Origin of the sequence: Actinobaculum massiliense, from assembly GCF_001457435.1 — a bacterium.
Taxonomy (GTDB): Bacteria; Actinomycetota; Actinomycetes; order Actinomycetales; family Actinomycetaceae; genus Actinobaculum; species Actinobaculum massiliense.
In genome coordinates, this window is the sequence record NZ_LN881717.1 from 808006 (window position 1) to 834320 (window position 26315).

At 62.1% G+C, this 26315-nt stretch carries 23 protein-coding genes and 1 tRNA gene; 9 read left to right on the plus strand and 15 right to left on the minus strand.

Features of this window, described 5'->3' with window-relative positions; all coding sequences use genetic code 11:
• Window positions 1–98: 98 nt before the first annotated feature.
• Window positions 99–1172: a 2,3-butanediol dehydrogenase gene (locus BN2664_RS05445; protein ID WP_007001210.1), complete on the plus strand. Its 1074-nt coding sequence runs from the start codon at window positions 99–101 to the stop codon at window positions 1170–1172.
• Window positions 1173–1317: 145 nt separating this feature from the next.
• Here BN2664_RS05445 and BN2664_RS05450 read toward each other — a convergent pair whose 3' ends face one another.
• From BN2664_RS05450 to BN2664_RS05465, 4 genes are read right to left on the minus strand one after another with little or no spacing between them, the layout of a single operon-like run.
• Window positions 1318–2607: a DNA polymerase III subunit delta' gene (locus tag BN2664_RS05450; RefSeq protein ID WP_007001209.1), complete on the minus strand. Its 1290-nt coding sequence runs from the start codon at window positions 2605–2607 to the stop codon at window positions 1318–1320.
• Window positions 2607–3230 (minus strand): dTMP kinase, encoded by a 624-nt coding sequence (tmk, locus tag BN2664_RS05455; protein WP_007001208.1) that lies wholly within the window; start codon window positions 3228–3230, stop codon window positions 2607–2609. Before tmk ends, BN2664_RS05450 begins: the two co-directional genes overlap by 1 nt.
• Complete coding sequence (gene topA / locus BN2664_RS05460) at window positions 3231–6041, minus strand: type I DNA topoisomerase (RefSeq protein WP_007001207.1); 2811 nt, start codon at window positions 6039–6041, stop codon at window positions 3231–3233.
• A 57-nt stretch (window positions 6042–6098) separates the two neighbouring features.
• Window positions 6099–7730 (minus strand): DUF7059 domain-containing protein, encoded by a 1632-nt coding sequence (locus BN2664_RS05465; protein WP_007001206.1) that lies wholly within the window; start codon window positions 7728–7730, stop codon window positions 6099–6101.
• Window positions 7731–7780: 50 nt separating this feature from the next.
• Here BN2664_RS05465 and BN2664_RS05470 point away from each other — a divergent pair, with 50 nt between their 5' ends.
• The gene (locus BN2664_RS05470) at window positions 7781–10399 is read left to right on the plus strand and encodes a DEAD/DEAH box helicase (protein WP_007001205.1); all 2619 of its coding nucleotides are present in this window, start codon (window positions 7781–7783) and stop codon (window positions 10397–10399) included.
• On the opposite strand, the gene BN2664_RS05475 is transcribed toward BN2664_RS05470, so the two are convergent.
• From BN2664_RS05475 to BN2664_RS05495, 5 genes are all read right to left on the minus strand, one after another.
• Window positions 10396–10854, minus strand: coding sequence for an Rv3654c family TadE-like protein (locus tag BN2664_RS05475; protein ID WP_007001204.1), 459 nt, complete (start codon window positions 10852–10854; stop codon window positions 10396–10398). The genes BN2664_RS05470 and BN2664_RS05475 overlap by 4 nt on opposite strands.
• Window positions 10851–11213: a TadE family type IV pilus minor pilin gene (locus BN2664_RS05480; protein ID WP_007001203.1), complete on the minus strand. Its 363-nt coding sequence runs from the start codon at window positions 11211–11213 to the stop codon at window positions 10851–10853. Before BN2664_RS05480 ends, BN2664_RS05475 begins: the two co-directional genes overlap by 4 nt.
• 271 nt (window positions 11214–11484) lie before the next feature.
• The gene (locus tag BN2664_RS05485) at window positions 11485–11664 is read right to left on the minus strand and encodes a DUF4244 domain-containing protein (protein WP_007001202.1); all 180 of its coding nucleotides are present in this window, start codon (window positions 11662–11664) and stop codon (window positions 11485–11487) included.
• A 229-nt stretch (window positions 11665–11893) separates the two neighbouring features.
• Window positions 11894–12856, minus strand: a complete 963-nt coding sequence (locus BN2664_RS05490) for an alpha/beta fold hydrolase (RefSeq protein WP_007001201.1) — start codon at window positions 12854–12856, stop codon at window positions 11894–11896.
• Window positions 12856–14070: a hypothetical protein gene (locus BN2664_RS05495; RefSeq protein WP_007001200.1), complete on the minus strand. Its 1215-nt coding sequence runs from the start codon at window positions 14068–14070 to the stop codon at window positions 12856–12858. The genes BN2664_RS05490 and BN2664_RS05495 overlap by 1 nt, the downstream gene beginning before the upstream one ends.
• Window positions 14071–14325: 255 nt before the next feature.
• On the opposite strand from BN2664_RS05495, the gene BN2664_RS05500 reads away from it, so the two are divergent.
• The 5 genes from BN2664_RS05500 (at window position 14326) to BN2664_RS05520 (ending at window position 18797) form a co-directional block, all read left to right on the plus strand.
• Window positions 14326–15393 carry a CpaE-like family protein gene (locus BN2664_RS05500; RefSeq protein WP_155856487.1) on the plus strand — a complete coding sequence of 356 codons (1068 nt, stop codon included), beginning with the start codon at window positions 14326–14328 and terminating at the stop codon, window positions 15391–15393.
• Entirely contained in the window at window positions 15390–16565 is a 1176-nt protein-coding gene (locus BN2664_RS05505) for a TadA family conjugal transfer-associated ATPase (protein ID WP_007001198.1), read from the plus strand. The genes BN2664_RS05500 and BN2664_RS05505 overlap by 4 nt, the downstream gene beginning before the upstream one ends.
• Window positions 16562–17332 carry a type II secretion system F family protein gene (locus tag BN2664_RS05510; protein WP_007001197.1) on the plus strand — a complete coding sequence of 257 codons (771 nt, stop codon included), beginning with the start codon at window positions 16562–16564 and terminating at the stop codon, window positions 17330–17332. The genes BN2664_RS05505 and BN2664_RS05510 overlap by 4 nt, the downstream gene beginning before the upstream one ends.
• Entirely contained in the window at window positions 17329–17862 is a 534-nt protein-coding gene (locus tag BN2664_RS05515; RefSeq protein WP_007001196.1) for a type II secretion system F family protein, read from the plus strand. The genes BN2664_RS05510 and BN2664_RS05515 overlap by 4 nt, the downstream gene beginning before the upstream one ends.
• A 257-nt stretch (window positions 17863–18119) precedes the next feature.
• Window positions 18120–18797, plus strand: a complete 678-nt coding sequence (locus tag BN2664_RS05520) for a Crp/Fnr family transcriptional regulator (RefSeq protein WP_007001195.1) — start codon at window positions 18120–18122, stop codon at window positions 18795–18797.
• Window positions 18798–18972: 175 nt separating this feature from the next.
• On the opposite strand, the gene BN2664_RS05525 is transcribed toward BN2664_RS05520, so the two are convergent.
• The 5 genes from BN2664_RS05525 to BN2664_RS05545 form a co-directional block, all read right to left on the minus strand.
• Window positions 18973–19332 carry a hypothetical protein gene (locus BN2664_RS05525; protein WP_007001194.1) on the minus strand — a complete coding sequence of 120 codons (360 nt, stop codon included), beginning with the start codon at window positions 19330–19332 and terminating at the stop codon, window positions 18973–18975.
• A gap of 98 nt (window positions 19333–19430) precedes the next feature.
• Window positions 19431–20507, minus strand: a complete 1077-nt coding sequence (locus tag BN2664_RS05530; protein WP_007001193.1) for a hypothetical protein — start codon at window positions 20505–20507, stop codon at window positions 19431–19433.
• A gap of 95 nt (window positions 20508–20602) precedes the next feature.
• A tRNA-Pro gene (locus BN2664_RS05535) sits at window positions 20603–20676 on the minus strand.
• A 105-nt stretch (window positions 20677–20781) separates the two neighbouring features.
• Window positions 20782–21771 (minus strand): metallophosphoesterase, encoded by a 990-nt coding sequence (locus tag BN2664_RS05540; RefSeq protein WP_007001192.1) that lies wholly within the window; start codon window positions 21769–21771, stop codon window positions 20782–20784.
• Window positions 21772–21851: 80 nt separating this feature from the next.
• On the minus strand, window positions 21852–24080 hold the full coding sequence (locus BN2664_RS05545; RefSeq protein ID WP_058120642.1) for a transglycosylase domain-containing protein: 2229 nt from the start codon (window positions 24078–24080) through the stop codon (window positions 21852–21854).
• 263 nt (window positions 24081–24343) lie between these two features.
• Between BN2664_RS05545 and BN2664_RS05550 the strand changes: the two genes are divergently transcribed.
• Together BN2664_RS05550 and BN2664_RS05555 are read left to right on the plus strand one after the other, a co-directional pair.
• Window positions 24344–24664, plus strand: a complete 321-nt coding sequence (locus BN2664_RS05550) for a WhiB family transcriptional regulator (RefSeq protein WP_007001190.1) — start codon at window positions 24344–24346, stop codon at window positions 24662–24664.
• Window positions 24665–24767: 103 nt separating this feature from the next.
• Window positions 24768–25226 (plus strand): RidA family protein, encoded by a 459-nt coding sequence (locus tag BN2664_RS05555; protein WP_007001189.1) that lies wholly within the window; start codon window positions 24768–24770, stop codon window positions 25224–25226.
• Window positions 25227–25361: 135 nt separating this feature from the next.
• Here BN2664_RS05555 and BN2664_RS05560 read toward each other — a convergent pair whose 3' ends face one another.
• Window positions 25362–26297: a cation diffusion facilitator family transporter gene (locus BN2664_RS05560; protein ID WP_007001187.1), complete on the minus strand. Its 936-nt coding sequence runs from the start codon at window positions 26295–26297 to the stop codon at window positions 25362–25364.
• Window positions 26298–26315: the final 18 nt, after the last annotated feature.

A 26315-nucleotide genomic window follows, 5' to 3' on the forward strand; every position in this document is an offset into this window, starting at 1 on the left:
TCACTTCGCGCGAGGTAGCCACCGCCTACCCAAGGGTGGCGGCTGTGCCACCAAGCGCCCTCCCCGTATTCATACACGATCTATCTCCAGGAGGAAGAATGAAAGCCATTCGTTACTACGGCAAAGAAGACGTACGTCTCGAAGAGATCGAGGAGCCGGAACTGCGCCCGGGCACGGTGAAGATCGCGCCGGCCTTCAACGGCATCTGCGGCTCGGACGTCCATCTTTATTTCGACGGCGCCATGCCGCCGGCCCCCACTGAAACTGAACCTCATCCAATTTCGGGCGAGACCATCCCGGTGGTTTTCGGCCACGAGTTCTCCGGAACGATCGAAGAGATCGGCGAGGGCGTTGAGGGCCTGAGCGTGGGTGAGTCGGTGTGCGTGGAGCCGCTGATGGTCTGCGGCGAGTGCCCGGCCTGCCAGCGCGATGAATACAACCTCTGCGAGAAGATGGGCTTCATCGGAATTTCTGGCCGCGGCGGTGGGCTCGCCGAGCATATCGTGGTGGAAGAACGTTTCGTGCATCCGGTGGGTGATGTTCCGCTTGACGAAGCCGCACTGTTCGAGCCGCTTTCGGTTGCTCTGCACGCCGTGCGCCACGCTGGGATTTACAGCGAGGAAGACGGCGAAGGACTGGTGGCCGTCATCGGCGGAGCGGGCCCAATTGGCCTGCTCACGGCGGCAACCCTGCACGCCTACGGCGTGAAGACGATCATTTCCGAGCTCTCGGAAGTGCGCCGCCAGAAGGCACTGGATTCGGGAGTTGCCGACGTCGTCGTCGACCCGAAGAACGAAGACCTCAAGGAAATCGTGAAGGAGGAAACGGACGGCTTTATGGCGGACGTCGCTTTCGACGCCGCCGGCGTGGGCGCCGTTGTGGACCAGCTATTCGACGTCCTCGGGCCGAGCGGTCACGTGGAAATCATTGCGCTGCACCTCCAGCCTTACGAGCTGAACGTGATGGGCTCGCTGACCATGCAGGACCGCTCAATCGGTTCATGCATCGGCTACGCGAACGACCATCCGGAAGCGATTCGCCTGGTGCAGGAGGGCTTGGTAGACCTCAAGCCGTTCATCACCTCCAAGATTAAGGCGGACCGTTACGTCGAAGACGGATTGGAGAAGCTGAAGGATCCCACCGAGGTGAAGATCCTGGTGTCGATGAACTAAAGCACACAGACTGCGCCGCGTAAGTGGGCGGAAGGGCAACCTCGCGAGAGGCTCGACCTTCCGCCCACTTTTGCACTGGATTAGCGTGCCGCTTAGGGCTCTGCGAGGGAATGTAGAAGCAGGCGCGGCGCGGAAGGCGTGGCCGCTATGCGCCGAGCGCCGAGGGGCGCAAGGAAACGAACATCGCCTCGAGCGCGAGTTGCGGGGCTACGTTTGCCGCTAGGCGCTCGCGGGCGGTGGAGATCGCATCCATGCGATGGACTGTGAGCAAGGGGCTGGTGGAGGCGGCCACCTGCGTAATCTGGGCGGAAAAATCCTCATTGACCAGCGGAACTTGAGCGCCCACCTGAACCGTGAGGACATCGCGATAGACGGCGAGCAGATCGAGAAGCGCTAGGTCCAAGCGGTCTCGTACCGCGCGGGTGCGACGCTTTTCCTGCATTTTGATCAGGTCGCGCCACATTCCGCGCTGAGCGGGTTTCAGTTCGCGGCTCGTCTCCACTCCGAGCTGGCGTTTAAGGTCTTTCCGCTCGCGCTTTTCTTCCGCGGTCAAAGACGGGTCCTGCGCCTCTTCGTCGTCGGGATGGGCCTTCCCGTACGCTTTCGCCTCTTGCTCGCGGGCCTTCTTACCTTCCGAATCCTCGTACCCGTTAAAAAGGCGCATGGCGGCGAGCACGGCCTCGCCCGTTGATTGCACACCCAAAGCAGCCCGGATGGTGAGCTGGCGGTGATCGCGCGTTTCAGCGTCGGTAGCCAGACCTGCCGCCCGGCCAATATGCGATTGAGCAGCGCGCGCAAAATGCAAGGCTTGCTCTGGCTCCACCGCGTAGCGATTCTGGAGCAATTCGGCCACCGCCTGCGCGGGCGGCACCACCAGCGCCACGTGCCGGCAGCGAGAACGAATGGTGGGCAACATATCCTCGGCGGAGGGGGCGATAAGAATCCACACCGTCTCCGCGGGTGGTTCCTCGATGGCCTTGAGCAGAACATTTGTGGTGCGTTCGAGCATACGGTCCGCATCTTCAATAATGATGACGCGGCGGCGGCCAATACTGGGGAAAGTATAGGAATCCGCCACCATCGCGCGGGTCTCCTCCACCGTAATCGTAACGCCCACCGCGTCGAGGTGGCGCACATCGGGGTGTACCCGGGCTATCACCGAGCGGCACTCATTGCACGTCCCGCATCCCGGGGTTTCTCCGGTGCACTCCAGCGCGGCGGCAAAGGCCAGAGCCGCATTCGACCGGCCCGATCCGGGCGGGCCGGTGATAAGCCAAGCCTGCGCCATCGCTTGGGTACTCAGCCCCTCCGCCCGCGGATCTGCCGATCCTTCGGGCTGCGCCACGGTGGCGTCTCCGATCCGCGAGGCCCAAGCCGCCTTCATAAGGACGTCAACCGCCTGCCCTTGGCCCACCAGAGAATCCCAAACCCGCATTAGCTAGCCTTTACTGGCAGGTGCGGAAAAATCAGATCCCGCACGGCCCGCGCAATGTCTTCAATTGACTGGCTCCCATCGAGCACGGAGATTCGTTCCGGCTCGGCAGCGGCCAGCTGCAAAAATCGCTTGCGCACATCCGCGTGGAAGCTAGCGCCCTCAGACTCTATGCGATCAGCCTCTTGTTCGTTCCCGGCCCGATCAAGCCCGACCGTCTCCGGAAGATCCAGCAAAATCGTGACGTCCGGCCACAGCCCCTGCACGGCCCATTCGGAAATCTCACGTATTCCCTCGAGCTCACGGGCCCCACCCTGGTAGGCCAGCGAGGAATCGATATAGCGGTCGGTAATGACTACCGCGCCGTCCTCGAGTGCCGGGCGAACAAGCGCATCAATATGCTGTGCCCGGTCGGCGGCATAGAGCAGGGCCTCCGCTCGCGGAGAGACCTCTCCCCCGTGCAAAAGCATTTGCCGCACGCGCTTCCCGAGCGGAGTTCCGCCCGGCTCGCGCGTGACGACCACCGGATATCCCCGAGCCTCCAGCCATTGGGCTAGCAACTGCACCTGGGTGCTCTTCCCCGCGCCGTCCCCACCCTCGAAGGAAATGAAAAGGCCGCGTGCCATTTACTCTTCCTTCGCGCCAGCCGAGCCGGCGTCCTTCGACGCGGCTTCCTTCTTGGTAGCGGTTTTCTTGGCGGGAGCCTTCTTCACCGTCGACTTTGCCGCACCTGTTGACTTGGTTGCGGTCTTCTTGGCGGGAGCCTTCTTGGTAGTGGACTTCTTCGCCGTGGTCTTCTTGGCCGGCGTTTTCTTCGCCGTCTTACCGCGAGCCGGCTTCTTAGCCGCCACCTTGGCGCGCCGCTCGCTCAGGAGGGTGTAGGCACGATCGGCGGTAATCGTCTCCACGCTATCCTCCTTGCGCAAGGAGGCATTGGTCTTCCCGTCGGTCACGTACGGGCCGAAGCGCCCATCCTTGAGCACCACCGGGCTACCGGTTACCGGATCCTCGCCAAATTCCTTCAGCGGCGGCTGGGATTGCCGCCCGCGCCGCTGCTTGGGCTGCGCCAAAATCGCACGCGCTTCCTCTTCGGTCAGGGTGAAAATCTGCCCCTCGGATTCCAGGGATCGCGTTTCCTTGCCGGCCTTCAAATACGGCCCGTAGCGCCCGTTCGTCGCCTGGATTTCGGTGCCGTCCTCGGTTGTTCCCACCACGCGCGGCAGGCTCAAGAGCTGCAAGGCCTGCTCCAGGGTCACGCTCTCCGGCTGCATTTCCTTGAAAAGCGAGGCCGTGCGCGGCTTGGGCGACTTCTTAGAAATCTTCCCGGTGGGAGTATAGGCAACCTCGCCTTCCGGAATAATCTCGGAAACATACGGCCCAAAACGCCCGGTTTTCACAATAATCTGGTGATTTGTGTCTGGGTCGACGCCGAGTTCGCGGTCGCCCGCGGCGGCTTTCTCCAGAATCTCCTTGGCGCTTTGCAAATTGAGCTCATCGGGAGCCATTCCCTGCGGTAGCGAAGCGCGCTGATCGGTGCCCTCCACTTCCAGATACGGCCCGTAGCGACCATTGCGGAGGTTAATTCCCTCGCCCAGCTGGGTGGTATTCACCGCCCGCGCATCAATATCGCCAAGCGATTCCACCCGACCCTCGAGGCCCTTTTCTTCCCCGGTTCCGCGCCAGAAATTCGAAAGATACTCAACCCGGTCCTCCGAACCCTCGGCAATCCTGTCCAGGTCCTCCTCCATCTTTGCCGTGAAGTCGTAATCCACCAGCTCCGGAAGATTATCTTCAAGGAGTTTGACCACCGAGAACGCCGTCCAGGTAGGAACCAGCGCCTGCCCGCGATGATCCACATAGCCACGATCGGTAATGGTGGAAATCGTCGAGGCGTAAGTGGAGGGGCGGCCAATGCCTAGCTCTTCCATCTTCTTCACCAGCGATGCCTCGGTATAGCGCGGCGGCGGCTGGGTTTCGTGGCCGGTCGGTTGCGGATCGGTAGCGCGCAATTTCTCCCCCGCCTCAAGTTGCGGGAGGCGGGTTTCTTTTCCGTCGTCGTACCGACTCTTATCGCGCCCCTCCTCGTAAGCGGCGAGGAAGCCGCGGAAGGTAATCACGGTGCCCGACGCCGCAAAGGTGGCCACCTGCGCGCCAGCCGCACCTTCAATCGGCACCGCCAGCCGCAAAGACACCGTATGCCCGGTTGCGCTGGCCATCTGGGAAGCTACCGTGCGCTTCCAAATGAGGTCATAAAGCGCGAATTCCTGCGAGTTCAGCTCCCCGCGCACCTGCTCGGGGGTGCGGAAATGATCTCCGGCGGGGCGAATTGCCTCGTGCGCCTCCTGCGCGCCCTTCTGCTTGGAGGCGTAATAGCGCGGTTTTTCCGGAAGCGATTCCGCGCCGTACATTTCCTTAATCTGGGCGCGGGCGGCCTGCATTGCCTGCTGGGAAAGATTCGTCGAATCTGTTCGCATATAGGTGATGAAACCGGATTCGTAGAGTCGCTGGGCGGTGCGCATGGTCTCGCGAGCGGAGAAACGTAACTTTCGCCCCGCCTCCTGCTGCAGGCTGGAAGTGGTGAACGGCGCGGCCGGATGACGCTTGTACGGTTTCTTTTCCAGTGAGGCAATTTCTGCCTGCGCGCCGTCCACGGCATCGGCAACCGCGGCCGCCGCTTCGCCGTCGAGCTGGCGAACGCCCTTCTTGCGGGAAGCCTCGGTGAGGGCGCCCCCGTCCGTGAAATCCTTACCGGTGGCAATGCGCGCCTCGTCAAGGGCCTGTAGCTTCGCCTCGAAACTGCCGGCCTTCGCGGTGAAGGTGGCGGCGACGTCCCAGTATTCGGCGGGAACGAACGCCATTCGCTCGCGTTCGCGCTCCACCACCAAACGGGTGGTCACCGACTGCACGCGCCCGGCGGAAAGACCGGTGGAAATTTTGCGCCACAAAAGCGGAGAGACCTCATAGCCGACCAAGCGGTCGAGGATCCGGCGCGATTCTTGCGCGTCTACAAGTTGCGTATCCACAGCACGCGGATTTTCCAGCGCGCGCTGAATCGCCTCTTTGGTAATCTCGTGGAAGACCATGCGCTTGGTGGGAACCTTGGGTTTCAAAACCTCCGCGAGGTGCCAGGCAATCGCCTCTCCCTCGCGATCCTCATCGGTTGCGAGGAGGAGTTCGTCGGAGTTCTTGAGCGCCTTCTTCAGTTCGCTGACCGTTTTCTTCTTGTCCGGGGCTACCACGTAGTACGGTTCGAAGTCGCCATCGACGTCGACGGCGAATTTGCCGAATGGGCCCTTCTTCATGGACTCGGGCAACTCGGAGGGCTGGGGAAGGTCGCGAATGTGCCCCACCGAAGCCAAAACTTCAAACTCCGGCCCCAGATACTGATTAATCGTGCGCGCCTTGGCGGGCGACTCCACGATAACGAGCGTGCTCAAATCGTCCCCTCCATCCTTGATCTCACTGACATTGCAGTTTACACAACGGCTTGAACCCTACACTTCTTCGCATTCTTCCACGAGCATACCGAGCTCAATTAAATTCGTAATTTCCGGCATGACGGTATTCACGACGACGTTTTCAGGTTGCCCATATATCTGCGCGACGGCGCCTATCAGCGCGCCGAGGGTAAGCTCGCCGTCGCATGCACCCACGATCGCCGCCGTTTCCGAGGTGACCAGCACAGACTCCTCGAAGCCCGAGGCTTGGGTGAGGAGGATTTGCAACGGGGAATCGCTACCCGGTTCGAAGATGCGGTGTTCGAGCACACCCTCCCGGGTCAATCGGCGCGAGGTGAGGGCATCCGTTCCGCTGGCGGCGGTGCGAATGAGCTCGCGGCCCGCCCAGACGCGGGAAATGTACTGCCGCAAGAACGGTTGCGCTACCCCGGTGAGCTGATGAGACACAATCACGGGTTCACGCTCAGCGCCAGGTTTACTCAGAATTGCGTAGCCGAGGGAGATCGCCTCCACGCCGCGCTGGCTGAAATCGTCGATCCACGCCCGGTAGGCATCTTCATAGCCTGGATCGCGCGGGGTCATTCCGCCGTCGCGAAGCCACATTTCCGCGTAGCGCGAGGGATCAATATGGTCGCGCTCGATAAGCCAGGCGTCTAGACCGGCCTGGCGAGCCCACGCGCTGGGGTGCGCGTCCCATTCGGCTCCGGCGGCCACCTCCGCGTTCCCCAACACGAAAGCACGCCCATCTGGCTCTAGGTAATCCGCAATGCCGGTGATCAGTTCGCCGAGCAGTGTATCGCCCGGCCGGCCCGCATCGCGATACTCGAAATCGGCCTTTTTTCGCACTTCGTCCGGGGTAATCACGAAGGGCGGGTTAGAGACGATGGTGGTGTATTTACCCCCCACCGGCTCGAAAAGCGACCCTTCACGCAGATCGAGGGTGACGCCCGCGAGCGCCGCGTTGAGCTCGGCAAAGCACAGGGCGCGGCGCGAGATATCGGTGGCGGTAACCTCGCACCCGGCCTTCGCCGCAACAATGGCGTGGTACCCGGAGCCTGTTCCGACGTCGAGGACCTTTCCGCCCACGTAGTTCACGATGCGCCCCAGCGTGCGGGTAGCCCCACCAATGGGCATCACATGATGCGGCCCCGGAACTTTCCCCGCCAACTCCCCAAAGTCCGAGGCGATCAGCAAGTTCGCGGGATCTTGCCCGGCCAGCTGGTGAGCGGGATTGGGGTGCTCCTCCGTGGCCGCGAAAAGCGCCGCTTCTTCGGCGAACTCGTTACGCACGGGAACCACCTGGAAGCGGGCGCGAAATCCAGCCTCGGTTTGGCCCAGAAGCGCGTCCCGCGCGCGCTCATTTGCCAGGCAATTCGGCAAAGCCGCTTGGGCTTCGGCCGGGGTGAGGATATCTCCGAGCATGAGAAGACGAATAATCAACGCCAGGCGCGCCTCGCTACCCGCCCCTAGATCCTTGAGCGTTGAGGCGGACAAATGCCCCGAAAGCTCGGCACAACGGGTGACCGCCGGAACGCGCTGTTCGCGTTGCACGGCTTCCCAGGCCTGATCCCCGAGCACGGATTGGACGTTGTCGAGGGTGTAACCGGTGAGGTCCTCCCGCAAGGCTGCCGCTAGCGGCGGCACGGCCCCGGCGTGAAAAATTTCCATGGCCCTCACCTTACTTCCTCTCTCCGACCCAAATTCTTTTTCCACCGAAAGTGTGGGGTGATTCTGCCTCGCGCCTGGCGGGCGCTCCGCCCTGGCGTGGCACACTAGAGGGCGTGGATTCGCTTCTCGATTCTTTATCGCGCTCTGCCGAGCCGGGGCAGATCGCGGGATCGTTGCACCTACCCGGGCGTGAAGCTCGCTTCGGCGAGTGGCCGGACTGGGTTCCGGGAAAGCTCAAGCAGGTCCTGGCCGATCGGGGAATTGCTCGCCCCTGGATCCACCAGACGGTAGCCGCGAACCTCATCCACGGATCGGTCCATACCGTCGTCGCCACCGGAACGGGATCGGGCAAATCTCTTACAGCCTGGATACCCATGATTGCCGAGATGCTAGAGGCTCGCGCGGAAGGCACACTGACTACCGTTGCCCGAACGCCGCGAGAGTACAGCGCGCGCGAAGCTTTCGGTCTGCGCCCCACCTGCCTGTATCTAGCGCCCACCAAAGCCCTCGTCGCCGATCAGCTTTCGACTTTGCAGGAGATTCTCCACGCCGTTGATCCCTCGCTTTCCGCGGTCACTGTAGATGGAGATGCCGAGCCCGCCGCTCGCTCCTTTGCTCGAGACTACGCGGACTTTGTGCTCTCGAATCCTGATTTCATCCATCACGCTCTGCTTCCTTCCCACCCGCGCTGGACCCGGGTGCTCCGCGGCTTGCGCCTCATTGTGATTGACGAGTTTCACTCCTATCGGGGAATGTTCGGCGCACACGTGGCCCACGTGGCACGCCGCCTGCTACGCATCGCCCGCCACTACGGTGCCCGGCCCACGGTGGTGTTTTTATCCGCTACCGTGGCTCAGCCCGCTCGCGCGGCCGAACGTTTCTTGGGTGAAGCATTCGGGCCGATAAGTATCGTTGAAAAGGACGGCTCGCCCGCCGCCGCCAAAGATGTTCTGCTGTGGCGTTGCCGCACCGTTGAACGGGGAACCGACGAGCCCCAGGCCCTAGAAGGACCCGCTCCGAACGAGGGAGCATCGGATTCGGATGAAGGAATAGCCGCTCCGGGCAAGGGAGAAACTTCACTGAGCAAGGAGCCGAAGCGGAAACCTCTTGCCGAGCTTCCGCGCCGCTCCGCAAATCTCGAGGCGGGCGAAATCACGGCCCGGATTGTAGCGGCGGGCGGTCGGGAACTGACGTTTGTGCGTTCCCGGCCGGGCACCGAGAGGGTGGCAGAAATCGCCCGCGAATACCTGCACGAACTGGCTCCCGATCTGGCGGGGTGCGTTGCCGCGTACCGGGGCGGGTACTTACCCGAAGAGCGGCGGGCGCTCGAGGCGCAGTTACGTAGCGGGACCCTGCGCGGACTTGCCACCACCAGCGCCCTGGAACTGGGAATTGATATTTCTGGTTTAGACGCCGTGGTTCTTTGTGGTTGGCCTGGTACCCACGCCTCCTTCTTCCAGCAACTCGGCCGCGCTGGGCGTGGCGGACACGATGGCTTAGGCATCTTCATCGGCCGCGATAATCCCCTCGACCAATACCTCCTCAGCCATCCCGACGCGATCACCGCGAGCAGCCACGAGGCAAATGTTTTCGATCCCCTCAATCCGAATGTCCTCCTTCCCCAGCTGTGCGCCGCCGCGGCCGAGCTTGCCCTCACCGCCTCCGACGCCCGAATCTTTGGTCTTTCTTCCACCGCTCTTTTCGCCGACCTCACCGCCCAAGGACTACTGAAAAAACGGCCGAATGGTTGGTTCTGGAACACCTCAACCGGAGTGAGCGCCCACGACGTTGTGGATCTGCGCGGCGGGGGAACTACCGTCTCGATTATTGAGAAGAATACCGGTAGCCTCTTGGGCACGGTGGATTCCTCGCGCGCCGACACCACAGTTTTCCCGGGCGCCATCTATATCCATCAGGGCGTTCCCTTTGAGGTGGAGGCGCTTTCCGATGAGGTAGCGTTAGTAAAACGGCGCGACGTCGATGAACTTCGCACCTACCCACGCCAAGAGAGCCGAGTGGAGATTATCCGCACCCTCGAGGAGCGCCAGACGGAGATCGGGGTATGGGCGAGGGGCGAGGTGCTCGTCAGTTCACGCGTTGTCGGTTATGACGTTCGCCGTGCGCGGGACGGAATGTACCTGGGATTCGTCCCTCTTTCCATGCCGCTACGCGAATTGCGCACCGCCGGAACCTGGTGGACGATCAGCCGCGAGGCCATTGAGGAAGCTGGGGTGCTCCCCGCGGATCTACCCGGCGGACTGCACGGAGCCGAACACGCATCCATCGCCATGCTTCCGCTCTTTGCCACCTGCGATCGCTGGGATCTAGGAGGGCTCTCCACCGAATATCACTCGGACACCGGGCGAGCCACGGTCATTGTGCATGACGCGATTCCGGGCGGATCAGGATGCGCGGCCCGCGGCTTCGAAGCAAATCTTGAGTGGATCGAGGCCACCCTGGATTTGGTACGCAGCTGCCCGTGCGAAAGCGGCTGCCCGCGTTGCATCCAATCCCCCAAATGCGGCAACAATAACGAGCCGCTATCCAAGCCGGGAGCCATTGCCCTCCTCAGCCGCCTGGAGGAGGCTCTGTGGAGTTCAAAGGATATTCTTCGCTCCAACTCCGCCGGCCAAACAGGCGGCGGCGCACCCCTTACTCCTGATTTTTAGCCGCTATCGACCGGCCCTGCCCGCGCTTGGAGGCGTAGCGTAAAGACCGGGAAGAGCGGCACTTTCTTTTCGGCCTCGACCGTGACCATCTCCCCGCTAAGCGAGCATGAGCTCAAGTCCGCGCCGCCCAAGCGCGCGGTGGCCCGCGAAACATCGCAGGCCTGCTCTATGGGGAGCGCTTGGTTAATGACCCGATCGGCAACCTGAAGTGCTGAAATATCGGCGATCGCGCGCACCTCGCCGCGAATGCCCATACCACTAAGAATTCCCAAACCAAGCAAAAGTCCGGCAATAACAGCGCCGATAGCGCCCAAGACCAGCACGGTCCCCGCACCTTCTTCGGCGCGCGCCCGCTCGTTCACATCACGAATAATCCCCCGTCGCGTTTCAACCGATTCGATTCCTGCCGGCCGGCCCGCAACGCTCCTGTCGGCCACCGGTAAGAGGCCACTCATTCGAGCGCCCCCGGCTCGAGGTCAACAATATTCTCGGCTCGAAGCGTGATTCCGAAGGGAGCAAGAACTCCCGTCGCTCGTTTTTCGACCGTGACTCGGGCGCGCTCCCCCATGGTTTCCACGCTCATAGAGGCACCGGGCGGTAGTCCTTGGCTCGAAAGCTCGCTCGCACTTCTCCCGCGCGCGGCCATCACCGCTATCTCCCGGCTCGCGTCTTGAACTTCAAAGTACTGCACCGCGGTAAAGAGCGTTCCGAGAGCAAATACGAGCACGCCAACCAAGGCGAGCATTCCGATCGCGATTTCCGCCGTTACCATTCCCGCCTCGCACCGCCGCGAGGCACCAAGTTCCCTTCCCATCCTCGCTTCTTCCTTGTTTCCTGTTTACTGCCCGCCCATCGCTATGCGACCGCACTCTCGCTGTGAGGCGGCCCGGGATCGCGCGCCGCCGCGCATGCGGATGGAGGCGCACCCGCACCTCCACCCGACATCAGCAACAAGCCACACACCTGCGCGCTAAGTTGCCCGGTCACGGGCGGATGGGAAGGGAGGGATTTGCGTGCCGCTCCCTTCCCACCCGCATTGCTAGTAAATCCTGAAGCCCGGAAAAGCCGGGCCCGGGAGTCGAAAACTAAAGACGAAAGATCGACTTGAAGAAGTCGGCGATGAGGTCCTTAAACCAATCCTGCTTGGAGAGCCAGAGCAGGATCGAGGCAATGCCTGTTGCACCAACTGTTCCTACCGCGTACTCCGCCGTCGTCATTCCTTCTTCACTCGACTGCGCGCCGAAGGTTAGAAATTCCTTGTTCATTTTTATCCCCTTTGTGGTGAGTAGCCGCCTGGGCGGCATCAAAATTGTTTTAGGCTCCTGGTGGCGCCCGCACTCAGGCTTCCTTATTCGCAAGGGGAACTCGATAGGGAGGTAGGAATCTGTGGATGGCTACCCCACCGAAGCGTTCTGTGGACACAACAAAGCCGCCATTCCACGTGGCGGGAGCGGCGGCGTCGTCGAAAATTATAAATAAGATTTGCATTTACATCTATTCGCGTGAAACCACCGAGAGGAAATCGAGGACCACGCGAGTGAAGTCATCTGGCGCCTCTTCGGGAACGAAAAAACCCGCGCCAGGGATCGTCACCAGCCGCCAGCCGGCGTTGGTGTAAGTAGCGTCTTCAGACCAGTCATGCTCGCTCTGGGCGGGATCGCGCATGCCGCGCACCGCCCAAACCGGTTGGCTAATCGGCTCGGAAAGCGCTCGCATCCAGGCCCGTCCGCGCGCCGTCGCGAAAATACGCAAGCGGGCGGCCATCTGTTCGGCCTGCACATTCGCGGCTTCGGGAAGCAACATCGCATCCGTATAGAGGGCAGCCTGCCCGGCCGCTCCCTCCTGCGAATCCACCGCCTGCGGCGCCGAAAGGCTCGTCAGGAACTCGCGCATCTTCTCCGGTTCCTGCAAGCTCTTGGGCGCGGGATACCCTCCGCGCCAGGCAAACAGCCAACCCAGGTGCTTCGCCGAAACGCCTCGCACCCCGCGCAAGCCCCGCAACCCGCGCAAACCACCGCGCCGCGAGCGCGGGTGAGGAGCGGAAACCGTCATAATCGCGCGCACCATATGCGGCGCCAAACGGGCGGCACCCCAGGCAGCCGCGCCACTCGTTCCGTGTGCCACGATGACCAGCGAAGATGCTCCCAGGGACTCACCCAGAGAAACGAGGTCTTGCGCTAGCGTCTTGGGATCAACGAGGTCGGTGGTCTTATCGGAGCCTCCCGCCCCGCGCATATCCACTGCCGCCACCTCAAAGCCGGCCTGCGCAATTTTCTCAATTTGGTGGCGCCAGGCCCACCAGTATTCGGGGTATCCGTGAACTAGGAGCACGAGGGGCCGGTCAGCGCGAAACTGACCGGCGTGCGCCAGATGAAACTGCGTGCCGTTCGCGGTGACGAAGCGATGCTCCCAGGGTCCGGGAAGCCACACACAGGAATTATCGACGGTGGTAGTCATTACTCGGCGTCAGAGACCAGCAATTCCCGCGCGGTCTGGGCGGCGGCACGCTTTGCCGCGCGCTTGCGGGCGCCATGGGCGGCCAGGCCAATCACGAAGATGACGATGCCAAACACCAGGAAGCGACCCCAGAGCAGATCGCGGTAGAGGTGCGCGGTGACGTTGTCGATAATCACGTGGTTGAGCGAAGCGGTCACGCGCGCCCACAGCACCGGAACGTGGAGGGCGAGCTTGGGGAAGAAGAGCCCCACCGCCGCGCCCAGCGCGATGACAATGCCGAAGAATTGCGCGCCGAAGCTCGAACGCCGTGCCAGCAACGCCACGATAATGAGTGCGGCCACCCCGCCGAGGAGCTCCAGGATCGGCCCGAGGACCATCGGCGTCACCTGGTTGAGTGCCGGATCCGTGAGCTCGGCTTCGGTGAGCGGATGCGCCAGGCGTAGCGCCTCCATGCCGTTGGAGAGCAGGTACCAAGCCACCGGCAACAAGAGCAGAGTGACCAGCGTGACCCACACGTGGGTCCAGCCGCGGCCCTTTGGCTCCTCCGGAACCTCAGGCTCGCTGCTCTCAATGGTGGCCCACTGGGCCATGCGATCCTGCGCCTCAGATTCCACCGGCGGGTACTGCACGGTAAACGCGGAATCATCGGCATACGGCTGTTCCTGCACGCGGTAGGGGCTGGTGGCGGGCGCCTCCGGCTCATTTACCTGGGAGCGCGGAGCCTCGGGAACCCCGGCCGCCTGGCCGAGCGTGGCGTATTCGCGCGTATGCCCGTAATCGGCCTGCGCCTCGAATGGCGCGGTCTGCTGAGCGGGCGCCGCGTAGCGAGCCTCATCACCCGCCTCGGCCGGAGCCTGCTGCGCGACGGCTTCCGGAGCGGTGGCCTCCCGCGCGGCGGTCTCCTGCGCCTCGAAATAAGGAACCTCGTCACGGGTAGCCGTATCCGTGGTGTTCGGCTCGGGGGCCGGATCGTCGGCAACGGGGCCATCAGCACCGTAGGCGGGAGCTACAGAATCGGCGGGCTCATCCTCGAAAATCGGCGTATCCAGGGCGTTTTCCGCCTCAACGGGCCGATTTTCCTCCGGCAATTGCGCGCCGAAAGTTTCCGCGCCGGGTTCACTGGCAGGCACCTGCTCCTCAATTGGCTCGAGGAAGTCCTCGCCGTCAAGCGGCCGCGGGTGTTGCTGGTTGTACGGATCGTTGGGAGTTGACACTGTTCCTCCTAAGTTTTCTCTGCCACGAGAATACGCGACATTTCGCGCCCCGTGCGCAATAGCGGCGGTGTTTTGCGGAGTTTTTGTCTCAAGATTCTCAATATAAACACGGTTGTCAGAGTTCTTTTCCGTTTGACCGTTTGCGGAGTAGCGGTTGTGGATCCGGAGCGTTCCACAGATCGCCAAGCGTCGTGGTTTTCCACAGTTTTCGACGGCGACGTCGCACTTCGTGCCTTTTGGCGCAAAACTCCAACCATGGAACAACGAGCAACACGTGCTTTCGACACGGTTTCTTTAATCGCCCACAACCCGGCCACCGTGCAAGAAGTTGATCGCGTTGGCGAACTTGCCGGCATTAACGTCAAGCATCCGCGCGATGGGCTTCGCGCCAGCGCGGCCGTGCTGCGCCTGGAAGAAGTTCCCGGCTCGCGGGTGCGAGTTCGGGCGAGTTTCCATCCCGCTTACGCACCGTATTTCGCGGCCGGCCACATTGTTTTGGAGCTTCCAAATCAGGCGGAAGATTTGCTTGAGCTAATGCTGGCCGCGGGCTCCACTCGCCGCGGAATGACCATCGGGGTGATCGGCGCTCACGGCGGTGCCGGCACCACCACCGTGGCCTGTTGGATCGCGGCTTTGGCGCGTGGGCCGCGAGCGCTGATTGACCTCGATCCGCAGTCCGCGGGGCTACTGACCTGTTTGGGTATGGCGCAAACAAGCGGTTTGCGCTGGCCGGATATTCCCGAATCCGCCGGGGTTCTGGTTCCCGGGCGGCTTTCCCAAGCCCTCCCCTCCAAGGATTTCTTCCGAGTTCTTTCCGCTGACGAGCGCGGGGCCGTAAACGCAAATGGTTCGGCTGGGCGGCGCGCCATTGATGCGCTCTCCCAGGCGAATGACGTCACCATCTTGGACCTACCTCGCCGGGCACTTGATCCGGCAACCGAATGCTCCCAGTGGCTCGAATGGTGCGACCATCTGGTGCTGGTGGCCGCGGCGGGTCAGGAGAAAAGCATGCGTCAAACTCGCGCCGCTCTGGCAGCACTCTCCTCCTTGCCAATTCTGGCGGTTCGATGCAAAACCAAGATGGAATGCGCAGCTTTCGGGCAGGAGATAGGCCAAGACGCGCACCCGATTCGCGAGCTTCGAAATCTCGACGCCGATATTCGCCACGGCCTGGCCGTCGGCAAACGCTCACGCTCCGCAACCTATCGAGATATGGAAGCCCTGACGCGGCTCGTAACCGCGGAGGGCTCCGGGCGCGGCGGCGCGGAGGCGGGGCTGGTGACCGGATCACGCTCTCGCGCCTCCGAACGCGAGGTGGCATGAGCGCGCGCGGCGAAGCACATCGCCACGAGGTTCCGCGCTGGGTGCGAGTGGGGCTAGCACGCGGGGAAAGCACAGGAGACCTCATTGCCCGAGCCGATCCAGAAGCGGTGGGCGCCCGCGATATCCTCAACCAGGGCCGGCGCCTACGCGCGGTCGCCAGCGGGTTTGGCCCTGAGCTCCAGCAGCTGTTCGACGATCCGAGCGTCACCGACGTGCTCATTAACGGCACCGCGGGAGCGTGGGTGGATCGCGGGCACGGGCTCGAGCGTGCCCGGGCCCTCAGCTCCCGGATTGCTACCGCAAGCGATGCGCGCGCATTGGCGGTTCGCCTTGCCGCGGCCGCGGGTCAGCGTCTGGACGACGCCGCCCCGATTGCGGACGGAACTTTTGAGGGAGGTCTGCGCCTGCACGCGGTTCTCCCGCCGTTGGCTGCCGAGGGCGCGCTCATTTCTCTGCGCACCCAGCGCGCAATCACCTTCTCTCTCGATGCGCTAACTAGCAACGGCATGGTGCCAAGAACGCTGCGACCAGTGATCGACGCGCTGATCTCCCAGCGCGCCAATGTGATGATTTCCGGGGCGACCGGTTCGGGGAAAACCACGCTTTTAGCGGCGCTTCTTGGGGAAGTACCCGCCACCGAGCGCATTCTCATTATCGAGGAGTCTGCCGAGCTACGCCCTCATCACCCGCATGCCGTCCACCTCCAGGTGCGCCACGCGAATGTGCAGGGCGCCGGCGAGGTGTCGATGAGCGAGCTGGTCCGCGCGGCGATGCGAATGCGCCCGGATCGCATCGTGCTCGGCGAGTGCCGCGGAGCTGAGGTGCGTGACGTCCTCTCCGCGCTCAACACCGGCCACGAAGGCGGCTGGACCACGATTCACGCCAACTCGGCCCTTGACGTTCCGGCTCGTCTCACCGCTCTCGGAGCACTCGCGGGGATGGGAGAAGTGGTGGTCGCCGCGCAGGCCGCGAGTGCTCTGGACGCCGTAATTCACGTGGAGCGGCGGGGTTCTCAGCGCACAATTGCGCAGATTGCAACGTTGAGCCGCGAAGGTTCCCAGCTCAACGCTCTCACGGCTTTGCGGGTGGAAAACTCGGGAAAAATCACCACCGGTACCGGATGGAGCCACCTTGCCTCTCGCCTAGGGCTAACGGAGGCAGGTGCTCCGTGATCGTTATTCTCGCACTTTTTATCCTGCTGGTCTGGCTCTATTCTTCCACTCCTCACTCCAGCTCCCGGGCGAGGCCCGGGGCGCCAGATACGCGGCGTACCACATTCGGATTGCGACGTCGGCGTCGCGAATTAGCACCGCAAAACACCCCGGTACGCGGATCGAAACGCCCGGAGCGCGGATCGAAACGCCCGGCAAGCAACGCAAAACGACTGGCGCGCGGTACGGATATCGGGATGCTCGCCGCGGAGGCGGCCGCGCGGATGCGCTCAGGAGCGAGTACCGAAGATGCTTGGCGTAAAACGGTGGCGCGGATCGGAGTCCCGCAACCGGCCGGAGGCGAACTCGACGACGTCGGTGTTCCGCGAGCACTTCGCCATCTCTGGCAGGGCGCAAGAACAAAACGGCACCGCAAGAAAAACATTTCCCTCAACGGGATTCCGCCCGTCGTAGCGGTCTGCCGGCTCTCCCATCTCACCGGAGCCAGCGCCGCGGATGTTCTTGAGGCGTGCGCGGAAGGGATCAGCGACGCCGCCCGGGCCGCGGCGGAGCGCAATATCGCCCTGGCCGGACCGCTCTCGAGCTCCAAGATACTGGCTTTTCTCCCCGTTATTGGTCTATTTTTGGCCATCGCCTTCGGCTCTGATCCCATTGCATTTCTCTTCGGGTCTCCATTCGGCCTCGTCTGCTTGGCTGCATCCCTTCTCGCGGAGCTTGCCGGCATCGTCTGGACCCGCAAACTCGTGGCGAAAGCGGCTACCGTATGACTCTTCTCCTCGGGCTTTGGATTTTCATCCTTGCCGCCACTTACACCGCCACAGCGGTTTTCCGCCGTACGGCTCCGTGCCGCCCGAATCCGCTTCCGGCTTCAGACCCGGCCACTCTGGCCGATTTGGCTCGCGCCGCGCTCCTCTCGGGCGCCTCCTTGCCCGCCGCGCTCGAAGCGGTGGATACGGCGACGGGAGAAGAATGCACTGCCACCGGGCTGGCCCTCACCGCGCGACTGCTGGTGTTAGGCAGCCCGTGGGAGGAGGCATGGGCGCACGTCCCTCCCCGTTGCGCACTCCTGCGCGACGCACTCGAACCCTCATGGGAGGACGGCGCGGCACCCGTCCCGCTCCTGACCCGTGCCGCCACCAGCTACCGTTCCCAACGATCGCATTTGGCGCGCGAGGCGGCCGCGGAACTCGGGACACGCCTGGTCCTTCCCCTCACCCTCTGTTTTCTCCCGGCATTTATTTTCTTAGGAGTGGTGCCGGTAATTGCCTCGGCGGGCCTGGCATTCTTCGGCTCCTAGGCCACAAACGGCTATCTATCGCCGAAAAGTGGCCTCAAGTTTCTCGGCGACCGGCGTCTTCGAATCCGCTTGCGAAACATTTTCCCTTTTTGCCTCCTTATTTTTTGCGGGCAAATTCCAACTTTTTTGCTTCTTTCATGAGCGATAAGTCACCATTTCCCCCGTAATTTTGGCAAGATGTGAGTTGTAACGTATCGCGGCACCGTGTGCTGCGATCTTGAGATGACCGTCTGTTGTTACTCAGAAAGTAGGATGCGATGGATATAGAAGTTTTGAGTTCGGTTCCGCTTTTCAAGGACCTCAACCAGGAAGACCTCTCGGGCCTCGGCTCCATGATGAGCGAAACCTCGATTAAGCGCGGGGAGAGCCTCTTCCACGAGGGCGATGAAGGCGACCGCCTCTACATTATTACCGAGGGCAAGGTGAAGCTTAGCCACACGTCCGACGACGGACGCGAAAACCTCATCGCCGTCCTTGGTCCGGGTGAAGTGATTGGCGAGCTTTCGCTTTTCGATTTGGGACCGCGTTCTTCTACCGTCACGGCTATCGCTCCAACCAAGCTCTTCTCGCTTGCTCATCGCGATATGAAGACTTTCATTCGCGAGCATCCTGAACTTGCAATTTCCATGTTGCGCGAGCTTTCTCGCCGCCTGCGCGCGACCAACGAAAATATGGCTGATCTCGTCTTCTCAGACGTTCCCGGCCGAGTGGCGAAGGCCCTGCTCGACCTCGCCAACCGCTTCGGTGAGCGCACTCCCGAAGGAATCTTCGTGGCGCATGATCTGACTCAGGAAGAGCTTGCGCACCTGGTAGGCGCCTCGCGTGAGACCGTCAACAAGTCTCTGGCTGATTTTGTTTCGCGCGGATGGATTCGCCTGGAGGGCCGCGCGGTTCTCCTCATTGAGATCGGCCGTTTGCAGCGCCGCGCCCACTAGCGCGAACGCAAAGCGTAGCGACCTGCCGAATGGTTCAAAACGCGAATATATAGCGTAAATATTCTGCTCGCCGCGGCTCATTCCCGGCGCGCTTGAGAAATGAAGGTTGTGGGTGGAAAGCGTTCCACCCACAACCTTCATTTCTCATGTGGGCAATATGCCCACCAACTAGTGATCACACGCCGCCAAAGTCCTCGGCGTCGAGGATCTGCCCCACGAGCGCGCCCGCCTCCTGCTCCGCGGCCGCTAGTCCCCGCCTGACCTCCTCGGGGGATGGAGCATTCAAACCGGATGCGGGCACCTCAACCGAAGAATCCTCTATTTGTGCGGAAAACGCCAGGATCGCGCGTTCATACATTTCCACCGCAACTAGTTTTCCTCCGCTGGCCGCCCCGGCCCGCGCAACCAAGAGCAGGGCGAACGCTTCCCATGGGCTCTTCGTGGCCCCGAGAGTTGTGGCCGCGTCCTGGGCGTAGGCGAGGGCACGCGAAAACTCGGAATTATCGAGAGCTAGTTGCGCCAGACGTAACTCCACACGAGCCTCCGCGGCCAAGCCTTCTTGAGTGTACGGGAAGGGAATAAGCCCAAGGGCCTCCTCAAATAGCTCTCGGGCGGGGTCGGTCGCGCCCGTAGTCAGAGCACATTCGCCCGCTTTCTCAAGAACCAGAGGTACGTCGAGGCTGACCCGGCGCGTTCCCTTCTCTCGTACACCGCGGCCGCCCGGGTATAGGAATCCTGTGCACTGGTGAGATCACCGGCCTCCACCAGCCAATCTCCCAGGCGTGAAAAAACCTCGAATTTTTCGACGTCGGTGCAACCGTCAAGCGCCCGCGCACTTTGCCGTAGTGATTCCACACTTTCTTTGATCTGTCCGCAGGTGCGCTGGGCCCGGGCGAGGAATCGTAGTGCCCGCGAGCGCACCGAGGAAGGTAGCGCCTGGACCTGTGCGCCGGTGGCGCGCTGGAATACCTCCAGCGTCTCGATTGCCTCGTCATTCATTCCCAGCTCGACCAAGCATTCACCCCTTGCCGCTTGAATGCGTAGCGAACCGGCGAGGCGATCCTCACGCAAAAGGCTAAGCTCTCCAGCCTGGTTATAGAGCAAAAGAGCATCGGCGTACTTGCCGCGCCCGCGGAGGTGATCGCCCAGTTCCGTTAGGTGGAGGGCTTGACGCTCCCGGTGTCGCGCATCGCGCGGCTCCGCATTCACGGCTTTCTGATGAGTGTCAAGAGCGGCGGAAATCTCGCCGCAGTCCACACAGGCGCGGGCTAAGGCGGTGAGGGACCGGGTATGGAGAACGAGCTCTTTGCTTTCGCTGAAAATATGAGCTGCCTCGGTAAGCGGACTAACCGCCGCGAGTGCATAGCCCGCCGCCAAGTAGGCCTCACCGAGCTCGACCAAGCATTGTCCGAGAACTGAGGGGGTCGTATCCGAGTTTTCTCTACCCGGAGCCCAGCTCTCCGACCATTGTCCACCGCTGGCCTCCGGGCCACCGTTGTCCGCCAGGGTCTCACCGACCTTCGGATCCTCGCTCGGATCCGCGCCCACTAAATCTGAGCCAGCCACCATCGGGTCCACTCCGCGGGCGAGATCCACCGCTCGTTTGTAGCTCGCAATGCCGAAAAGGTACTCGCCGCGCGCAATATCAGCGCGAGCACTGCTGAGCGCCCGCGCCAGGCTCGAGCGCGCTTCTTCGGACTGCCCGCTCATCTTCCTCCTCTTTCCCCGGCCCAAAGTCTTCTCAGCCAGGCTAGAGCAGAGAACAAAACAAAGGGCCGAGGAAAACTCCTCGGCCCTTTAGTTCGTCGGGGTAGCGGGATTTGAACCCACGACCTCTTCGTCCCGAACGAAGCGCGCTACCAAACTGCGCCATACCCCGATTGGCAACTCGATCATAATAGCCGAAATCCGCCCACGTACCTAAGTTCTGTGGCGTGATACACGGCGCAAATTCCCCGGGTGCCAGCAAACGATGCTTGCGCACCTATCGGGCCACTACCCGCACCTCAAGAAGAACAGCTTCCGGCGGCCGTAATGCTCGCACCGGTACCCACGGAGATGTTCCCAATCCGGTGGGCAAATCAACATACATTTCGCCGGGAAGCGCCACCACTCCACCCTCGCCGCGTAGCGGCTCATCACCGGTATCGGGCCAGGCAAACAGACCTGAATCGAGCCGGTTAGGCAAATCGCAGTTGGTGGTGAGCGAACCAATAACCGGCAAAGCCAGTTGTCCGCCGTGCGTGTGGCCCGTCAACACAAGGTCACGCCCATCGTCCTTCATTGCATTGAGCGTGCGCTGGTAGGGAGCGTGTGCCAACCCAATCCGCAGGCGAGGTTCATCTTCGGCGTCATCCCCCGGAGGGAAAGCGTCGTAGAAGAGATGCGGATCGTCAACTCCAACCAGGTCAAGATCCCATTCAGCCGCCCTCATCCGCGCCCGACGATTATTGAGGTCCGCCCAACCGCGGTCGGCGAAGGCCGCGGCCATTTCCGCATAGGGCAAATCCCGGGCTCGATCCGGAGCGTGGCTCGAAGCCTCGCCGGTGCCTTGGTACCGGCTCTTCACCAGGTAGAGGAAAGGATTGAGCTTGGGCCGCGGCGAAAAGTAATCATTGGAGCCAAAAACGAAGGCACCGGGCAACCCGGCAAATGGCTCTAGTGCGTAGAGCAAAGCCTCAAGCGCGTGGGCGGAGGAAAGGTTATCGCCGGTCAGAGCGATAAAATCCGGATCTTCCTGCGCCAAAGACCGAATGAAATCTATCTTTCGCGCCTGGCAAGCCAGCAGGTGAATATCGGTCAGGTGTATAACTCGGAGTGGCCGGAGATCATCCCCCGCCGGCTCCTCGCGTAGTAGCGTCACGCTACGCCGCTGTAGGCGGTAGGCACACGCCTCGACGGCGGCGCCCGCGGCCACCGCCGCTCCGCCCAACACGGCAAGGCCGGCCGCGCGCCGCACGGTTCGCATTTTCATCTGCATATTCTCCTGCCTTGATTCACCCGGACCCGCCGGCCGCAACGGCGCTGTCGCGAGAAATTCCGACATCCCGGCGCCTAGTCAGTCGGCTCGTCCTCATACTCCACCGGCTCTTCCGCCGGCGGCTCTTCAACGGGCTCTTCCTCGTACTCGGGCTCTTCCTCGGTGTAACGCGGAGCCGGTTGCCGTTGCGGAAGCGGCTCCGTTGTTACATTCCGGGACGCCGGGTTCGGGAATGGAGTGGGCGGAGTGCCCGCCAGCGCCCGACTGTTGTAGGAGGAGAAGATCGTGGCCGGGAACAAACCGCCGTAGACCTCGTGGTAGTAACGACCCTTGATGACCGAATCGAACATCGAGATATTGCCCTCGATATGGCCCTGCCACACGGAGGTGGCCAGGTCCGGGGTGAATCCGACGAACCAGGCGTGCCAGTCATCGTTGGCGGTACCCGTCTTTCCGGCCACCGCTCGTCCGTCACGAATTTGCGCGTTCTTTCCGGTTCCGCCGGGAGCAACTACCTTCTCCAGCACTTCCGTTGCCTGGCGGGCAACATCCGGCTCGAGTACCTGCTCGCACTTGGGCGAGCGGCTGGCGATAACCTCTCCGTTCTGATTCTCAATCGAGGTGTAGCTCATTGCATCGCAACGGGTGCCATCATTGGCGAGGGTCGCACCCGCCACCGCCATCGATAGCGGGGTTACTTCGTTGGCGCCAAGCACCAGGGGCGGGCCGTAATTCCACTTGCCGTCCGGGTTGCCCATGCGAACGCCCATCTTTTCCGCGGTGCCGATAATGTCGCACAGATCCACTTCCATGGCCATATGCGCGGCGCCGCCGTTAATGGAGTTCTTGATCGCGTATTCCACCGTATTGCGCCCACCGGGCCAGCCGAGGTTAGACACGTGCCATGCCGCGCTACCCTGCACCGGCTCGCAGGAAGCATGGAATGAATTGCGCGGATAGGTGGTATCAGCATTGAGTGAAACAACGTCATGCGCGGAATGGCCGGTTCGGATCCACTCCACCAGCGTAAAGATCTTGAAAGCTGAACCGGTCTGGAAACCGGATCCACCACCCATATTCTTCCCCACGTTCACATTGACCTGTGTCATGCGATCGTCGGTTTCATTCGGAGTGCCGAAGCGCGTATTTTGCGCCATTGAGACGATATGCCCGGTGCCCGGCTGGACGCTGGTGAGTGCCGCCTCAATACCCGATGGGTCGTCAACCGGCTGCTGTTCAACCACCGAATCGTAGGCTTGTTGCTGCTTCACCGGGTCCAGGGTGGTGTGGATGACGAGGCCGCCGCGGTAGAGCTGGCGGGTGCGGTCAGAGGCATCCTTGCCCCACGATTCATCCTGGAGCAAATCCTTGACCACGTATTCGCAGAAGTAAGCCGAGATACCAGCCGCTCCGCAACCGGCGGGCTGAGTGGAAATGTGGAGAGTGTCTTCCACCGGAACCCGGACTCCGGCGTCGTACTCTTCCTGCGTAATGTAGCCGTCACGCAACATCGTCGACAGCACCACGTTGCGCCGCTCAAAAGCGTTCTCCGGATGCTTGGCCGGATCCCACTTCGCCGGGTTCTGCGTGATACCCGCGAGGGTGGCCGCCTCGATGTAATTGAGGTCCTTCGCAGACTTGGAGAAGTAATGTTGCGCGGCAACTTCCACGCCGTATTGCGAGGGGCCGAACTGCACCAGGTTGAGGTAACCGGTGAGAATTTCGTCTTTCGTCATCGTCTTTTCGACGGCGACGGCGTAGCGGGCCTCGTTGATTTTTCGCGGGTAAGTTTGCTCGGTGGCACTGCGAATCATATCCTCGTCGCCGCGAATGCGGCCCTGCTCCACCATCGAGTTCTTCACGTACTGCTGGGTGATCGACGATCCACCCGAGGTTCCACCGGTAACAATATTTGAGGCGAGGGCACCCAAGGTTCCCTGCACGTCAATGCCGTGATGCTCGTAGAAGCGGCGGTCCTCAATCGCCACCGCGGCGTCCTTCATTGGTTGCGCGATTTGATCCGAAGAGACGACGATGCGGTTCTCGGCGAAGAAACGCGCGATCACCGATCCGTCCGCCGCCAAAAGCACGGACTGTTCAGACGGTTCGGTAAACCCGAGATCGTCCGGAACTTCCTCGAAAACCCCCGTTACCGCATTAACCGCGGTTCCCGCGCTCATTGCGAAGGGCAGGGCCAACCCGGCAACGAGGATTCCTCCCCCGGTAATGGCCAGGATTAGCGCCAGCAAAAGGGTGCCAATTTGCGCACCGGTAGCCTGCGAAGCAAGACGGTTGTTCGACATACCTCCAAGAATACGTGCGAATTGGGGCCGGTGTTGTGCTCTGTTTCTCTCGTGTCCCGGGAAAGTTCCCCGCTCCGCCCTCGCCTCCTCCCAGAGGGTGAGAAGGCAACGCCAAAATAAACCAAACTCAATAGAATTAGAGACAGTAGAATCTTTGACTTTGCCGCATTGTAGCGAGACAAGTAAAGTAACTACTCAGGATAAGGTGCCGACGGCCTTTGACCGAGTGCACGAGGATTGGGTAGCCAGAGCAAGGAAGGCACATGACGCAAGTTTCGCAGCACTCTAGCTGGACTGCTTACGCCTCCTGCGCTACCAACGATCCGGACGCGCTCTTCGTTCGCGGCGCCGCCCAGCGCCAGGCCCGCCAGATTTGCTTCACCTGCCCGGTCCGCCTGTTCTGTTTAGCCGATGCCCTCGATAACAATATGGATTTCGGAGTTTGGGGAGGCCTGACGGAACGTGAGCGGCGGGCAGTCCTACGCAAGCATCCCAACGAAGATAATTGGTATCGCCATATCACCCAGGGCACCGATAGCCTGGCCCAATCCCTGCGTGAGGGCCCGCCTAGCCGGCGTGCTTAGGATCTCCGCGCAGAGAACTGGCGGCCGGCCAACCAACCGCGCTAGGGTAGATCGCCCTATAATTTCCCTCGTTCCTAAAACAGCTTTATCTTCGGAGGTCCTCATGACCATCAGCCAGCGGTTGAACGAACTTGGCCTTGACCTACCGCCCGTCGCCGCTCCGGTTGCCGCCTACGTACCGGCTAAGAACACCGGCGCCACGATCCGCACCTCGGGCCAGCTTCCCCTGGTCGACGGCGCACTACCCGCCACCGGGAAGGTGGGCGCAAGCGTAACTCCCGATTCCGCCTATAACTACGCCCGCATCGCGGCGCTGAATGCCCTGGCGGCGGCCGCCGATATCGCCGGCGGCCTCGACCAGATTTCCGGCACCGAACACGTCACCGTCTTTATCGCTTCTGCCCCGGATTTCACCGATCAGCCAGCGGTTGCAAACGGAGCCTCTGACCTCTTCGGCGATATTTTTGGCGATGCCGGCCTGCACACCCGCTCAGCCGTTGGAGTAGCGGTTCTTCCGCTCGACGCACCGGTGGAAGTCGAGGTCGTTTTCACCCTCGCCTAGGCCCGGATACAGTCCGCCCAGGATCCACGCATCCAAAAGTGCACAGTCGCAAATACGCACAGCGACAATGTGCCCGGAAGTATTGGTTCCCATTCGGTCTGGGTACCAAACTAGGACCTCTCACGTGCCACAGCGCTAGAACCGGCCGCGCTCCTCGTGCCCGGCGTGTGCCTCCGGCTCGAACTGGAAAGTAGAGTGCTGCACATCGAAATGCTCGGAGAGGCATCCTTGCACGGCGTCCAACATGGCCGGAACTCGCCCGTCGGCAAAGGCGGCGTCGTCGGCAACAATATGCGCCGAAACCACCGGAGTGCCGGTGCCCACCGACCACAGGTGAAGGTCATGCACGCGCACCACGCCTTCTAAACCGCTGATATGTTCGCGCACGGTTTCAACGCTCATGCCGGCGGGCGCCCCTTCCAAGAGTACGTGGCTGGCGTCGCGAACCAGCACCCAGCCGGCGCGGAGCATAAGCGCGGCAACAATGAGCGACGCGATGGCGTCCGCGTGCACCCACTGCGTGGTGACGATAATGAGACCCGCCACGGCGGTGCCGATAAAACCGTAGAGATCGGTCAAGATGTGCTGGTAAGCCCCGCGAATATTGAGCGACTGCCGGTTGGCGCGGGCCAGTAGCGCGGTAGCAATAACGTTGACGACGATCCCCGCCAGGGCGGTGAAGACGACGGCCCAGCCGGCCACCACGGGAGGCACGAAGAATCGGCGGACGGCTTCCACCGCAATAATGAGCCCGAGCACCAGTAGCGTGACACCATTGGCCAAGCCGGATAGGATCTCCGCACGCTCCAAGCCGTAGGTCCAGCGCCCGGTGGCCGGGCGAACCACCACGTAGCTCACCCAGATGGCGATCGCGATGGCACCGGCGTCGGTCAGCATATGCGCCGCGTCAGAGAGCAAGGCGAGCGAATTGGAGAGGAAGGCGATGACGACCTCGCCCACCATGAAGACGACGAGGACGCTCAGCGCCCCCCACAGGTAGCGGCGATCCGCATCGACTGAAACGCCGTGCGAATGCGCGTGCGCGGAATGATTGCTGTGGTCGGTGCTCACTTTTCCTCCATTTATCGG